Source organism: Rhodococcus sp. LB1, assembly GCF_001583455.1.
In the GTDB taxonomy this organism is placed as follows: Bacteria; Actinomycetota; Actinomycetes; order Mycobacteriales; family Mycobacteriaceae; genus Rhodococcus_F; species Rhodococcus_F opacus.
The window spans coordinates 207484-220979 of record NZ_LTCZ01000290.1 but is presented as its reverse complement, the minus strand read 5'-3'; the positions used below and the strand labels follow the sequence as shown (position 1 = coordinate 220979).

General features: G+C 67.8%; 12 protein-coding genes. 6 read left to right on the top strand and 6 right to left on the bottom strand.

Annotated elements, in window-relative coordinates:
- Positions 1-25: 25 nt before the first annotated feature.
- From AZG88_RS30555 to AZG88_RS30545, 3 genes are read right to left on the bottom strand one after another with little or no spacing between them, the layout of a single operon-like run.
- Entirely contained in the window at positions 26-1918 is a 1893-nt protein-coding gene (locus AZG88_RS30555; RefSeq protein WP_197487963.1) for a galactan 5-O-arabinofuranosyltransferase, read from the bottom strand.
- An 11-nt stretch (positions 1919-1929) separates the two neighbouring features.
- A complete protein-coding gene (locus tag AZG88_RS30550) occupies positions 1930-2691 on the bottom strand; it encodes a decaprenylphospho-beta-D-erythro-pentofuranosid-2-ulose 2-reductase (protein ID WP_005248822.1) in 762 nt (253 codons plus the stop codon).
- Entirely contained in the window at positions 2691-4124 is a 1434-nt protein-coding gene (locus AZG88_RS30545; protein ID WP_005248821.1) for an FAD-binding oxidoreductase, read from the bottom strand. The genes AZG88_RS30550 and AZG88_RS30545 overlap by 1 nt, the downstream gene beginning before the upstream one ends.
- Positions 4125-4222: 98 nt before the next feature.
- On the opposite strand from AZG88_RS30545, the gene AZG88_RS30540 reads away from it, so the two are divergent.
- The 3 genes from AZG88_RS30540 (at position 4223) to AZG88_RS30530 (ending at position 6940) form a co-directional block, all read left to right on the top strand.
- Positions 4223-4699 carry a GtrA family protein gene (locus tag AZG88_RS30540; protein WP_005248820.1) on the top strand — a complete coding sequence of 159 codons (477 nt, stop codon included), beginning with the start codon at positions 4223-4225 and terminating at the stop codon, positions 4697-4699.
- A gap of 121 nt (positions 4700-4820) precedes the next feature.
- Positions 4821-5732: a PIN domain-containing protein gene (locus AZG88_RS30535; protein ID WP_061699997.1), complete on the top strand. Its 912-nt coding sequence runs from the start codon at positions 4821-4823 to the stop codon at positions 5730-5732.
- A gap of 170 nt (positions 5733-5902) precedes the next feature.
- Positions 5903-6940 carry an alpha/beta hydrolase gene (locus AZG88_RS30530; RefSeq protein WP_061041690.1) on the top strand — a complete coding sequence of 346 codons (1038 nt, stop codon included), beginning with the start codon at positions 5903-5905 and terminating at the stop codon, positions 6938-6940.
- On the opposite strand, the gene AZG88_RS30525 is transcribed toward AZG88_RS30530, so the two are convergent.
- The 3 genes from AZG88_RS30525 to AZG88_RS30515 are packed head-to-tail and all read right to left on the bottom strand — an operon-like array spanning position 6941 to position 9532.
- The gene (locus AZG88_RS30525) at positions 6941-8017 is read right to left on the bottom strand and encodes a S1C family serine protease (protein WP_061699995.1); all 1077 of its coding nucleotides are present in this window, start codon (positions 8015-8017) and stop codon (positions 6941-6943) included.
- 27 nt (positions 8018-8044) lie between these two features.
- A complete protein-coding gene (locus tag AZG88_RS30520) occupies positions 8045-8452 on the bottom strand; it encodes a PPOX class F420-dependent oxidoreductase (protein WP_061699994.1) in 408 nt (135 codons plus the stop codon).
- 60 nt (positions 8453-8512) lie between these two features.
- Positions 8513-9532, bottom strand: coding sequence for a LacI family DNA-binding transcriptional regulator (locus AZG88_RS30515; protein WP_005248815.1), 1020 nt, complete (start codon positions 9530-9532; stop codon positions 8513-8515).
- Between the two features lie 292 nt (positions 9533-9824).
- Between AZG88_RS30515 and AZG88_RS30510 the strand changes: the two genes are divergently transcribed.
- From AZG88_RS30510 to AZG88_RS30500, 3 genes are read left to right on the top strand one after another with little or no spacing between them, the layout of a single operon-like run.
- Entirely contained in the window at positions 9825-11336 is a 1512-nt protein-coding gene (locus AZG88_RS30510) for a sugar ABC transporter ATP-binding protein (RefSeq protein ID WP_061699993.1), read from the top strand.
- Entirely contained in the window at positions 11333-12388 is a 1056-nt protein-coding gene (locus AZG88_RS30505) for an ABC transporter permease (protein ID WP_061041686.1), read from the top strand. The genes AZG88_RS30510 and AZG88_RS30505 overlap by 4 nt, the downstream gene beginning before the upstream one ends.
- Positions 12378-13427 carry an ABC transporter permease gene (locus AZG88_RS30500; protein ID WP_005248812.1) on the top strand — a complete coding sequence of 350 codons (1050 nt, stop codon included), beginning with the start codon at positions 12378-12380 and terminating at the stop codon, positions 13425-13427. Before AZG88_RS30505 ends, AZG88_RS30500 begins: the two co-directional genes overlap by 11 nt.
- The last annotated feature ends 69 nt before the right edge of the window (positions 13428-13496 follow it).

Genomic DNA, 13496 nt, shown 5'->3' with positions numbered 1-13496 from the left:
GGTGAGGTAAACGTGAACAGACCGATCAGTTTCTTGTGACGACCACGAACGGTCCGGTCTCCGATACCGTGAATCGAGGGTCGTCGAACAGTTCCTTCGGGAACGTGACGGTGTAGCGGCGCACGTTGGGGTCGTTGGGATACACGTCCTCGGCGAGCCGCAGCGTGTACCCGTCGGGGCCCTGGCGGAACACGAACGCGTCGGGGGCGCGCCACGGCGCCGTGTCGAGTGCGGTCACCAGTTGGTCGGGCGTCTCGAGCTCGCTCCACTCCGAGATGGTCCGGGCGCGTCCGGCGAAGTCCGCCAGGGGATTCGAGTAGTGCGACGTCAGCGCCTGGAACCCGAGGTAGGGGTAGAAGCTGAGGAAACTGGTGTCGGCGGTGAGGACCACCGTGTCGTCGCGGGCGCGGGGGACCTGCGCCTGGATCAGCTCGTCGACTGCCGTGTAGTGGGCGGCGGCGCCGGGTGGGCGCTGGTCGGCGCGTTCGCCGTTGCCGTCGGTATCGGTGTAGGCGACAGCGATGTCGGAGTCGAGGAACTTGGGGATGTTCTGGACGAACGACAGCGCGCCCAGCACCCCGATCACCAGGACCGCCCCCTTGACCCGAGGGTTGTCGCTGGTCGCGAGCACGAGCCATCCTGCGAATTCGACGAATCCGAAGACACCTGCCGCGCCGAGCAGGACGATCAGCACAGGCTCGAGCCGGAACGAGAGGAGGGTGCTGCCGAGCACGGTGAACGCCATCGACAGCAGCGACCACAGGTAGATGGCCACCACTCCGACGCCGAGTGCCTGCGCGCGCCGCGACGTCGACGCGCGGGCGACGAGCCAGATGGTGCCGAGCAGGCACAGTGCCCCGGTGAGGGAGAAGTGGATCATCGGCAGCGGCAGATGCGCGCCTGCCTCGGGCAGATAGTGCAGTGCTGTTCCCGACGCCGCGGGCGAACCTCCCACGACCTTCAGCAGATACGGCAGCCAGACGGTCAGCGCGAGAAGGCCGGACACGGCGGCGATCACGATCAGCCGGACGAGCGGATCGATCGCCGCCCGCCACGACTTCTGGGCGCGAATCCGCAGGGTTGCGGCCAGCAGTGCGAGCAGGGTGATCGCGAAGGCGGCGAGTCCGAGATACAGCGTGTAGAACGTGGCGGCGAGACCGAGGAACAGACCGGTGCCGATCACGGCGCCCCAGCCGCCGCGACCGTCGACACGGTGCAGCCCGCCCCAGGCGAGGACGAGTGCGGGACCGATCAGCAGGGTGATGACGGCGCCGTACGGTTCGGGTGACCCGTAGGCCAGGACGAGTGCCGTGGTCGCGAGGGACGCCACGATGGCCAGGTCGTGGCGGATCAGGTTGCTCCACAACACCAGTGCCACGACGGCTGCGACGGCGAGCGATCCGATGGCGTACGGCTTGAAGGCTTCCCAGCCGTCCATGCCGAGGAGGTTGGCGACGCGTCCGCCCACCCAGAACCAGCCGGCCGGGTAGTACGGCGGCAGGTCGGCGTACGTCATGTCGCGCAGTGCCGCCGAGTCGGTCAGCCGCGTGAGGTACTCGGTGCGGAACTCCTGGTCGACGGAGACGCCGTGGAGATAAAGCCTGGTGGCCGCGAGAGGCAGGCCGAGGGTGACGGTCACGAACCCGGACAGGCTCGCCCACGACAGCAGCCGGGCGAACCGCGGAGCCCGGTGCAGTCGCACGAGCAGCACCGACACCGCGATTCCCGCGATGGCCACGACCTGGCCGACCGTGGTGACGGCCTGAGTCACGTTGGACGAGTTGAACGCCGGCCACTGCACCCGCGCGAACGCGAACAGTCCGACCGCCGCCACCACTGCGGCCACGACGGCCCCCAGCAGCATTTCGAGAGCTGTCGACAGGGACCGTCGGGCCGGTGCTACGTCTGCTTCCGTCACGAGGGCGAAGCTTAGATGGGCAGCTTCTTGAAGATCGGTCGCGGGATGTGCCGCAGGATCATCATCACGTAGCGGAAGGCGCCCGGCGCCCACACGAGATCCTTGCCCTTCTCCGCCGACGTGACGGCGAGCTTGGCCACGTCTTCCTTGTTCACGGTGAGCGGGGCTTCCTTCACGTCCGCGGACATGCGGGTGCGGACCTGGCCGGGTCGGATGACGAGGACGCGCGGACCGAACTCACGCAGTGCCTCACCGAGTCCGAGGTAGAAGCCGTCGAGTCCGGCCTTGGTGGATCCGTACACGAAGTTGGAGCGCCGCACGCGCTCGCCTGCGGCGGACGACATGGCGATGATCTGGCCGAAGCCCTGTGCCTTCATCTTCTCGCCCACGAGCACGCCCACCGACACCGCGGCCGTGTAGTTGACCTCGGCGATCTGGACGGCCTTGCGCTGGTTCTGCCACAGTTCCTCGGCGTCGCCGAGCAGGCCGAACGCGACGATGGCGACGTCGACGTCGCTCTTGGCCCACGCCTCGTCGATGACCTTCGGGTGGCTCTCGGTGTCGACGGCGTCGAAGTCGATGACGTCGACGGCGTTGGCGCCGGCCGCCTTCAGCTGGGCGACGGCGGCATCGCGACCGGGATCACCCGGCAGCGCGGCGAGGATCACCCGCATCGGCGCCTTCTTCAGGTACTCCTCGCAGATTGCGAGACCGATCTCGGAGGTGCCACCGAGCAGCAGGAGAGTCTGGGGGTTCCCGACAGCGTTGATCACTAGAGTTCCAACCTTCTGGACATATCGGAGGCGAAGACATTGGTGGGGTCGTACTTGCGGCGGGTGGCGATCCACTCGTCGATCCGCGGGTACATGGCGTGGAAGGTCTCGGCGGTGGTCCGCGAGTCCTTGGCCGTGTAGAGGCGGCCGCCGAACTTCAGGACCCGCTTGTCGAGTTCGGTGACGAACTCGTTCAGGCCGGGCTTGATGCGGAAGTCGACGCAGATGTTCCAGCCCGGGATCGGGAAGCTCAGCGGGGCCTGGTTGCCCTCGCCGAACAGCTTGAACACGTTGAGGAACGAGTAGTGCCCCGACTTCTGGATGTCGCGGATGATGGCCTTGAATTCCTCGACCGCGGTGGTCGGCACCACGAACTGGTACTGCAGGAATCCGTTGGATCCGTAGGCGCGGTTCCATTCACCGAACATGTCGAGCGGGTGGTAGAACTGCGTCAAGTTCTGAACCTTGTCGCGGTACGTGCCGGACTTCCGGAACCACAGCTCGCCGATCATCGAGAAGTTGAACTTGTTGGCGAGACCGTTCGGGAAGACGTCCGGGAACGTCAGCAGCTGCGGCGCGTCGAACGCGAGGGGGTTCTTCTGCAGCTTGGCCGGCAACTGGTCGAGCTTCGCGAGCGAACCGCGGGAGATCGCGGCGCGACCCAGCTTCGGCGGCGCCGCGATGGCGTCGAACCAGGCGCTCGAATACTCGTAGTTGGATTCGCTGCCGTCGCTGTGCAGCGCGATGGTCTCGTCGAGCGTCTGGGTGACGTCGCCGTCGGCGATGAAGTACGCCGTCTCGGTGGGCGTCATCTTGATGGTGGCCTTGAGGATGATGCCCGTCAGGCCCATGCCGCCGATCGTCGCCCAGAACAGCGCGCCCTTGGGGTCGTTGCGGCCGCCCTTCGGCGTCAGCGTCCGCACCTTGCCGTCGGCCGTGAGCAGGTCCAGGGACACCACGTGGTTGCCGAAGCTGCCGGCGCTGTGATGGTTCTTGCCGTGGATGTCGGAGCCGATGGCGCCGCCGATGGTGACCTGCCGGGTGCCGGGCAGCACCGGAACCCACAGACCGAACGGCAGGGCCGCCTTCATCAACTGGTCCAGGTTGACGCCGGCGTCGACCTCGACCAGGTGGGTGTCGCGGTCGATGCGGTGGATCTGGTTCAGCGCGTTCATGTCGATGACCAGGCCACCGGCGTTCTGCGCCGGGTCGCCGTAGGAGCGGCCGAGGCCACGGGCGATCACCCCACGCTGCAGGTGAGCGGGCTTCGACTCGTTCTGCTCCGCGACCTGGGCAACCGCTCGCGCGATCACTTCCACGTCGGGAGTGGACAGCACCTGCGCGGTGGTGGGCGCGGTGCGTCCCCAGCCGGTGAGGGTGCGGGTCTGTGTGGGGAGCGCCTGGGTGGGCGTCTCTTCTGCTGTCGTGGACATCGAGGTAGAGGGTACCCGGAGGCCGGCCCCGCGGGCCCGTGCGTGCTTATCCACCGCGGGCGGTCGACAAGTACTCACGGGGCGCTAGCCTCGTCGTCGTGTCAGAAACCCAGCCGAGTCACGAGCACGAACCGCACGTTCCGCTCCCCGTCGAGATCCCCGTCACCGAGAACATCGCGGACGACGCACTGGACCTGAAGACGCAGATCATCCGTTTCGTCCTGACCGGTGGATTGTCGGCCATCGTCGACTTCGGGCTGTACTTCCTGCTGTTGGAAGTGGTCGGGCTCCCCGTGAACGTGGCGAAGTCGATCAGCTTCATCGCGGGCACCACCACCGCATACCTGATCAACCGCCGGTGGACGTTCAAGGCCGAACCGAGCCGCGCCCGCTTCGTGGCCGTCGTCATCCTCTACGCGGTCACGTTCGCCGTGCAGGTGGGCCTCAACTGGGTGATGTACCACGCATTCCCCGACGAATGGTGGCGTCTGCCGCTCGCGTTCGTCATCGCCCAGGGCACGGCGACGGTCATCAATTTCGTCGTGCAGCGCGCGGTGATCTTCAAGATCCACTAGGCGCTGCCGGGGCAACCACGCGGCAATGCCCCGCCGGGTGCTGCGATGCCCTATCCGGGTGTTTCGGTAACGACTCAGCAACTTCTCTGGTGTGGCGGGTGTGTTCGGTGAGAATCGATCAATGCTGATTGTTCTCGATACCTCGGCCGTCACTCGAGACGTGCGCTTCGAGACGTTCGTCCGCGGCGCCCTCGAGCAGGGGAGCCGGCTACTCGTGCCGCGCCTGGTCCTCGTCGAGGTCGCGCACCGGTACCAGCGCGAATCGGTCGCGATGATCGAGGCCCTCACCGTCCAGGCGCGCATGTACGACCGGCTCGGGCTCCGGGAGGATCTGTCGGTCTTCGTGGATGCCGCCCGGGCCAAGGCCGACGGGTACGTCGACTCGCTGGCCCGGCAGCTCGAGGCGATGGGCTGCGACGTGATCGAGCCGGCGCACGCGTCGCACCTCGAGATCGCCGGTCGCGAGTTGCAGCGTCGCCGCCCCTATGTGGACAAGAAGCGGCACGGCTACACCGCCACGGTGAACTGGCTGACGGTCCTGGACATCGCCGATCGCCGCCCGTCCGAGGACGTGGTGTGGGTCAGTGCGAACTCCCGGGCGTTCGGTAGTGGCGAGCCGTCGACGTGGCATGACGAGATCTGGGCCGAGCTGCAGGAACGTGGTCTCGATCACCGGGTGCGGTGGGTGGTCGACCTGGACGACGTGGACCTCCGGGAAACCGGCCTGCCTCGCCGCGAACGGGTCTTCGAGCCGGTCGTCACGTCGCCGTCCGTGGCCGCCGTCAAGGCGCCACTCCCGCCCCGGCCTCCCCTCCCGCCCCGAGCGCCCGTCGCGGCTCCCGAACCCGTGGAACCTCCGGCTGCCGCCGCGGCCGTGCCTCCCGTGCACGTGGCGCGACCCCGGGTGGCGCCGCAGCGGATCCTGCCCTCGGGCAACGCGGACACCGGACGCCGCGGCATCGGCAGGGTGATGGGCGGACGCAAGCGAAAGGTCACCGTCGTGGAGGAGCTCGACGACCTCGATTTCGGCTGAGCCGGACGCCCGATGTCCCACTTGGCACGCCCGCGATAACGATTCGGGCAAAGGGGATAACGACTTGGGGCCGAAGCCACCATGAGTGACACACGATCGCGGCGGGTACTCCAAGGTTGAAGTTACGTATCCGTCAATGGCGACGGGTATCGGCGACCAGGGGAGAAGGCATGAAATCTGTGCCGAACGACCGCAAGCCGTCCGCGCAGCAGCGGAACGGGACACCGATCGTCCAATACCGTTCGGGTGCGAGGCTCGCGGGGCCGAGTATCGAATCCCAGGTTCTCTACCAGGCATGCAGGTGGTTTCTCCGGCCGGTGGTGCGGATGGCCCCGATCAACGAGTCGGCGATTCGCAGGGCCGCGCTGCTGGACATGGCGGCGGGGATCCGTCCGGCTTCCGGTATCCGCCGCCAGAAGGTGCGACTGCCCGGATTCGACGCGGAGATCGTGCGCGCGCCGGGGGTGTCACCGGATCTCGGTGACGGCGTCGTCCTCTATCTGCACGGCGGCGGGTTCCTGTGCTGCGGGCTGAACACGCATCGGCCGGTGGTCGCGACGATCGCGAAGCTGACCCGGCTGCCGGTGATGCACGTCGGCTACCGGCAACTGCCCGACACGAACATCAGCGGTTCGGTCGACGACTGCCTGACGGCGTACAAGTGGTTGCTGGAGAACGGAGCCCGCGCGGGCGGGACAGTGTTCGCCGGTGACTCGGCGGGTGGGTTCCTCGTCTTCGCGACCGCGCTGAAGGCCCGCGAGGAGGGCGTCGATCTGCCCGCGGGCCTGGTCGGACTGTCTCCGCTGCTGGACCTGGACTGCGCGGACAAGCTGGTGCACGCCAATGCCGCCCGCGACGTGTTCGCGCCAGTGGAGGCGCTCGTCACCATCGGCAAGCTCGGCGGCGAGGTGGACGGCGTGCTCGACCCTGCGCTGTCACCCGTGAACGGCGCTCTCGAGGGTCTGCCGCCTGTGCTGCTGGTCGCTGCGGAAGGCGAGGTGCTGCGGTCGGATTCGGAGCTGATGGCGTATCGGCTGAGCGCTGCGGGTGTTCCGACGACGCTGCAGATCTGGGACGGCCAGGTGCACGCGTTCCCGGCGCTGTGGCCCGGTCTGCCGGAAAGCCGTGCGGTGCTTCGGCGTATCGCGCGTTTCGTCGCGTCGCGTGTGCGGCCGGAGGACGGTGTGGCCCGGGACAAGACCGCCTGACTACCGCGGCGGGCCCTTCTCGAGCACGATCGTCGTCGATCGCTGTCGGCCGGTGTCGTCGAACCAGCGCACCGCGACCTCGTCGCCGGGGTGCCGTGCGATCATGCGTTCGCTGAGATCGTCCGAGGACCGGATGGGTGTTCCGTCGAATTCGGTGATGACGTCCCCGATCTCGATGCCTGCGTCGTCGGCGGGAGTACCGATGCTGACCCAGAGCACTTCGGCGCCCCGATCGTCGTCGGTGACGCTGATCCCGAGGAGAGGGGTGTCGCCGATGTGCACGGTGGCGGACGTGGTTCCGGCGCGGACCTGATCGACGATCGTCATCGCGGTGTCGATGGGCACCGCATACGATCTCGGCTGGGTGGGAGCGGGTTTCGCGGGATCGGAGTCGGCGTTGCCCGCGGTGTTGACGCCGATGACGGCGGCGGTGGCGTCGACGAGGGGGCCGCCGGAGTCGCCGGGACGTACCGCCGCATCGATCTGGATCAGCCCGTTCAGCCGGTTCCGGGAACCGTCGGTGGAACTGCGGGCGGTGATCGTCTGCTCGACGTCGGTCACGAACCCGCGGGCCGCCACCGGAACTCCGCCTCCCTCCGCGTTACCCACGGCGGTCACCGGGTCACCGATGCCGACGGCGGTGTCCTTCGCGAGGGTCGCCACCGGGAGGTCGCCCGCGCCCTGGAGCCGGAGTACCGCGACGTCGCGCGAACTGTCGTACCCGAGGACGTCCGCGACGTACTCCACACCGTTGCCCAGGCTCACCGCGCTGATGTCGAGGGCGCCGTCGATCACGTGATGGTTGGTGAGGACGACGCCGTCGGGGGTGAGCACGATCCCCGTTCCCGCGGTTTCGACGAGACCCGAATCCGCGACGAGCGTGACGATCGCCGGGATCACCGTGGCCTCGACCTCCGCCGGGGTCAGGACCACGGGCGGCGGCGGAGGAGGCGCGGCGGGCTGGGCGACCGTCGCCGCCGGCGGTCCCGGTTCGCGGACCGGTGGTGCGCTCAGCAGCAGGCTGCCGATCACCGCCGTGGCCACGGCGAGGACCGTTGCGGCGCGGGGCGTCGTCATGCCGGTTGTCGTCGTCGCGGAGTCGGTTCAGGACTGTTTCAGCGACCCCCAGCCGTGCCAGGTGTCGATCTCGATCCAGGCGCTGACCCGTTTCCGGTCGCGGACGGGGTACGGCTTGCCGGTGTAATGCGTGGCGAGGCGGTCGATGTCGGCCAGTTCGCCGTCGTCGACGAATTCGCTCACCCGGCCCTGGACGCTGACGTGGGTGATCCAGTCGTCGGGGTCCATCGCGGTGAGGCTGACGCGGGGGTCGCCGCGCAGGTAGTCCAGGCGTCGGCGCTCGGCATCCATGTTGACCAGCACCTTGCCGTCCTCGAACAGGTACCAGGTGGCCACGGACACGGGCTGGCCGTCGGGTCGGACGCAGGCGATGGTGGCGTAATTGGGCCGAGCGAACATCTCGGCGGCTTTCGGTGTCAGAGGTGGCTTCGACATGTCCGAAAGATACTCCTGAGGCCTTCGGCCCTGTGCGTGGTTGGCGAGTCCAGGCCCGCGTCAACCCCGCACGGGGCAGGCGGCCGTGGACTCGCGGACGACGAGCGTCGGGGTGAACGAGAGCTGCTGGTGCCGGTGGGTGTCGGGGTTGTTCACCTGATCGAGCAGGAGCTCGGCCGCCGCTCGTCCCAGTTCGTTCCGCGGCTGGGCGACGGAGGTCAGCGGCACGGCCGCACCGGCCGCGTAGTCGATGTCGTCGTACCCGACGATCGCGAGGTCTTCGGGCACCCGCTTGCCGTGCTGGATGAACTCCTGGAGCACTCCGAGCGCGAGCAGGTCGTTGGCGCAGAACGCCGCCGTGGGCCGCTCGTCCCCCGCCATCGCGAGGATCTCGCGGGCCGCCTGGGCGCCGGCCTCGATGCTGAGGGACGGGGTGGCGACGGTGCGCATGCGCGTGCTCGCCGATTCCGCGACGGCGCTGAGCGCCCCGTCCCGGCGGTCGCGGACCTGCCGGATGGTGTCGGGCCCGCCGACGAACACGAGGTTCCGGTGCCCCTGCTCCATGAGGTGGCGGGCGGCGATCCGGCCGCCGTGGACGTCGTCGACGGCGACGGAGGATCGGCCGGGTGTGCGGGACCCGCGGTCGAGCAGGACCACCGGTGTGCCCTGACGGTCGAGGTTGGCGAGCATCGGGGTGCTCTCGCCGGTGGGGCAGAGCAGGATTCCGTGGACGCGTTGTTCCATGAGCTGACCGAGCTGCCGGTTCTCGCGTTCTTCCGATTCGCCGGTGCTGACCATGACCATCAGCAGCTCGTTCGCCTCGGCGACTTCCTCGGCGCCCGACGCGACGTCGACGAAGAAGGGGTTGCGCGCGTCGAGGACGACGACGGCGAGCATCCGCGATTGGCCGGCGCGGAGTTGGCGGGCGGCGTCGTTGCGGACGAAGCCGAGCTGGGTGATGGCCGCATGCACTCGCTGACGGGTCGCCTCGGACACCAGTTCGGGGTGGTTGAGCACGTTGCTGATCGTTCCCATCGAGACGCCCGCGAGTGCGGCGACCTCGCGCATGGACGCTGCCATTCGATTCCCCCTTCAGCCGGCTCGTTCGACAGCGCACATTGTCGCGTCGGCCGGTGCCTGAGAACAATCCGGCGGTTTTGAATCGCTTCAGACCCAGTATCGCCGTCCGCGGGGGCGGAATCAAGACCGACTGCCAGGCGTGACGATGCGAGGCGGTCAGTAAAGGACCTGGCGTGCTTTTATAACGATAGGGTCACGGTGGTGACGGGCTATGCCGAACCTCTTGACTTGTGGCGCCTATCACTCCTAGCTTCATGAACGAGAAATGAACCGTTTCAATCGGAGGTGCTGAATGAGCGTCCCCCCTGCGGTGCCGTTGCTGGAAGTTCGGGACGTCACCAAGTCCTTCGGCAACGTCGCTGCTGTTCAGGGTGTGTCGTTTCCGCTCTACGGCGGCGAGGCACACGCCCTCGTCGGAGAGAACGGTGCAGGCAAGTCGACCATCGTGAAGATGCTCGCCGGCGTGCACGGCCCCGACACCGGATCGCTCCTCGTCGGCGGCGAGGAAGTGTCGCTCGGGTCGCCCTCGGATGCCAAGGCCCGGGGTATCGCGGTCATCTACCAGGAGCCGACGCTGTTCCCCGACCTCACCATTGCGGAGAACATCTTCATCGGCACCCAGCCGCGGGCCCGGTTCGGAATGATCGACCGCGGCGCGATGAACACCGCCGCCCGCGCGCTGTTCGACCGTCTCGGTGTCCCGATGGACCCGGACCGGCTGGCCAGCGGGCTGTCGATCGCCGACCAGCAGCTCGTCGAGATCGCGAAGGCGCTCTCCACCGACGCCAACGTCATCGTCATGGACGAGCCGACCGCGGCGCTGTCCGGCAACGAGGTGGAGCGGCTGTTCAAGGTCGCCCGGTCCCTCTGCGCGTCCGGCGCGGCGGTCATGTTCATCTCGCACCGCTTCGAGGAGATCTTCGCGTTGTGCCAGCGGGTCACCGTGATGCGCGACGGACGGCACATCTCCACGTCGGAGCTGGCGGGACTGACGGTCGACGACCTCGTCCGCAGCATGGTCGGCCGCGACCTCGGCGCGCTGTTCCCGAAGATCGACGTGGAACCGGGTGCCGTCGTCCTCGAGATCGAGAACCTGTCGCGTGCAGGGGTGTTCTCCGACATCAGTTTCCAGGTCCGGGCCGGTGAGATCGTGGCGCTGTCCGGGCTCGTCGGGGCCGGCCGGTCCGAGGTCATGCAATCGGCGTTCGGTGTGGACCCGCGCGACAGCGGCGACGTCCGGGTGCGCGGCAAGAGCCTGCGCAAGGGCAATCCGAAGGCCGCGATGCGTGCCGGAATGGCGCTCGTCCCGGAAGATCGTCGCCAGCAGGGCCTGATCCTGGACATGTCGATCGAGCGCAACGCCACGTTGACGCGGTCGTCCGCCCTCGCGCGGTTCGGCTTCCTCGTCGGCGGACGGGAGCGACGGTCGGCATACGAGTGGACGAAGAAACTGCAGACCAAGTACGCGCGCATCACCGACCCCGTCGGGGTGCTGTCGGGTGGCAATCAGCAGAAGGTCGTGCTCGCCAAGTGGATGGCCACCGCACCGAGCGTCCTGATCGTGGACGAACCCACTCGCGGAATCGACGTCGGCACCAAAGCCGAAGTGCACCGGATCATCTCGACGCTCGCCAGTGAGGGCGTCGCCGTCGTGATGATCTCCTCCGAACTGCCGGAGGTGCTCGGGATGGCCGATCGCGTCCTTGTGATGAGGGAAGGACGAATCGTGTCGGAACTGAGCAGGTCCGAGGCCGACGAGGAGAAGATCATGTTCGCTGCAACGGGTTCGGAGGCTGCCGCATGAGCGCACCCACCCGCGTCGCGCCGTCGGGCGCCGCGAAGCCGTCGGTGAAATCGGACGAGGGGCCGTCCCTGATCGAGAAGGTGTTGCAGGTCCGTTCGCTCGGCATCCTCGCCGCGCTGATCGTGCTGGTCGTGGTCACCACGATGCAGAACAGCAATTTCCTGTCCTCCCAGAGTATTCGCGACATCCTGCTGGCGGCATCGATCGTCGGAGTTCTGGTGGTCGGGCAGACCGTCGTCATGATCACCAAGAACATCGACCTGTCGGTCGGCTCGGTTCTCGGCCTGTCGGCGTTCGCCGCGGGCAGTGTCATGAAGGGCGCCGACGGCGCACCGATCGTGGTGGGGATTCTCGCGGGTATCGTGGTCGGCGCGATCTGCGGACTCGCCAACGCGCTGCTCGTGCGGTTCGGCGGAGTTCCCGCCCTGGTCGTCACGCTCGGCACGATGTACATCTTCCGGGGCATCGCCTACCTGTGGGCGGGCGGCGAGCAGATCACCGCCGACGAGATGCCGTCGAACTTCCTGAAGCTGGGCACCGCAACGCTTCTCGGTGTCCCGGTGCTCGTCGTCGTCGCGGTCGTGGCGGTGGTCCTCGCCGGGGTGTATCTCCGTCGGTACCGCAGCGGCCGCGACCTCTACGCCATCGGGTCGAACGGCCACGCCGCCGAACTCGCGGGCATCGCCGTCGGTAAGCGCATCCTGCTCGCCTTCGTGTTCTCCGGGGCCATGGCCGGAATCGCTGGGGTCATGTTCGCGGCGCGTTTCGGCACCGTCGACGCCGCCGCCGGATCCGGCTACGAACTCAACGTGATCGCGGCCGCCGTCGTGGGCGGTGTGGCCGTGGTCGGTGGCGTCGGCACCGTCTGGGGCGCCGCGCTCGGCGCGCTGCTCCTGACCACCATCAACAGTTCGCTGCCCGTTCTCCAGATCAACCAGTTCTGGCAGCAGGCCATCGTCGGTGCGCTGATTCTCATCGCCATCGCGGCCGATCGGCTGCTCGCGGTGCGTGCCGCACAGCAACTTCGGAAGAGGAGCGCTCATGTCGACTGACACCATCGAGCCGGCGACGACCGCACAGCCGGACACCGCAGGTCGGACGTCGACGGTCGGCCGCGTCCGTGAGGTGCTCGCCGGCTGGGATTCGGCGATCATCGCCATCACGGTCGTCGTGCTGGTGGTCGCCTCGGTCACCAACCCCGACTTCGGGAGCAGCCGGAACTTCACGTTCCTCGTCCTCGATCTGGCGCCGATCTTCCTGATCGCGCTGCCGATGACGTTCATCATCATCACCGGGGAGATCGACCTGTCGGTGGCGAGCGTCCTGGGGCTGAGCGGTGCCGCGATGGGCTGGATGTGGAACAACGGCTTCGCCATCGAGATGATCATCCCGATGTGCATCCTGCTCGGCTGTCTCCTCGGTGCCCTCAACGGTTTCCTGGTCGCCAAGCTGGGCCTGCCGTCCCTGGCCGTCACGATCGGCACCCTTGCCCTCTTCCGCGGGCTCGCGTTCGTCCTCCTCGGTGACCAGGCGGTGTCCAACTTCCCCCGGGCGTACACGTCGTGGGTGACGGGAACGGTCGGGGGCACGTCCATTCCCAATCTCGCCATTCCGCTGGTCGTGGCGGCTGTCGTGTTCGCGGTGATCCTTCAGGCCACGCCGCTCGGTCGCGACATCTACGCCACCGGCGCGAGCGACACGGCCGCGCGCTTCGCCGGTATCGACGGGGCGCGGCTGAAGTTCTGGCTCTACGTGGTGTGCGGGGCGGTCGCCGCCCTCGCCGGAGTGCTGTGGAGTCTGCGGTACTCGAGCGCCAGGGCCGACAACGGATCCGGTCTCGAACTGGCCGTGGTCGCCGCGGTGCTCCTCGGCGGTGTGTCGATCTTCGGCGGCAAGGGCCGGTTGGCCGGCGTGCTCGCCGCGGTGGTGCTGCTCGCCACGCTGCAGAATGCGCTGCGGCTCGAGGACATCTCGAACGAGGCGCTCACCATCGTCACCGGCGTTCTCTTGATCGTGGCCGTTCTGCTTCCGAATCTGCTGAAGACCGTGCGGACGTCCGCGCAGCGTCGAAAGCTGCAGAACGCCTCCTGAATTCCCCTGCTCCACAGCTCTTTCTCACTTCAGCGTTCGCAGTGACGCGAACACGAGGAAAGGATCCAC

Bases quoted from the DNA above. Each gene is read 5' to 3' on its own strand.
- AZG88_RS30530 (WP_061041690.1), top strand. From the start codon at position 5,903: ATGAAATCTGTGCCGAACGACCGCAAGCCGTCCGCGCAGCAGCGGAAC.
- AZG88_RS30535 (WP_061699997.1), top strand. From the start codon at position 4,821: ATGCTGATTGTTCTCGATACCTCGGCCGTCACTCGAGACGTGCGCTTC.
- AZG88_RS30515 (WP_005248815.1), bottom strand. From the start codon at position 9,532: ATGGCAGCGTCCATGCGCGAGGTCGCCGCACTCGCGGGCGTCTCGATG.
- AZG88_RS30510 (WP_061699993.1), top strand. From the start codon at position 9,825: ATGAGCGTCCCCCCTGCGGTGCCGTTGCTGGAAGTTCGGGACGTCACC.
- AZG88_RS30545 (WP_005248821.1), bottom strand. From the start codon at position 4,124: ATGTCCACGACAGCAGAAGAGACGCCCACCCAGGCGCTCCCCACACAG.
- AZG88_RS30505 (WP_061041686.1), top strand. From the start codon at position 11,333: ATGAGCGCACCCACCCGCGTCGCGCCGTCGGGCGCCGCGAAGCCGTCG.
- AZG88_RS30520 (WP_061699994.1), bottom strand. From the start codon at position 8,452: ATGTCGAAGCCACCTCTGACACCGAAAGCCGCCGAGATGTTCGCTCGG.
- AZG88_RS30500 (WP_005248812.1), top strand. From the start codon at position 12,378: ATGTCGACTGACACCATCGAGCCGGCGACGACCGCACAGCCGGACACC.
- AZG88_RS30525 (WP_061699995.1), bottom strand. From the start codon at position 8,017: ATGACGACGCCCCGCGCCGCAACGGTCCTCGCCGTGGCCACGGCGGTG.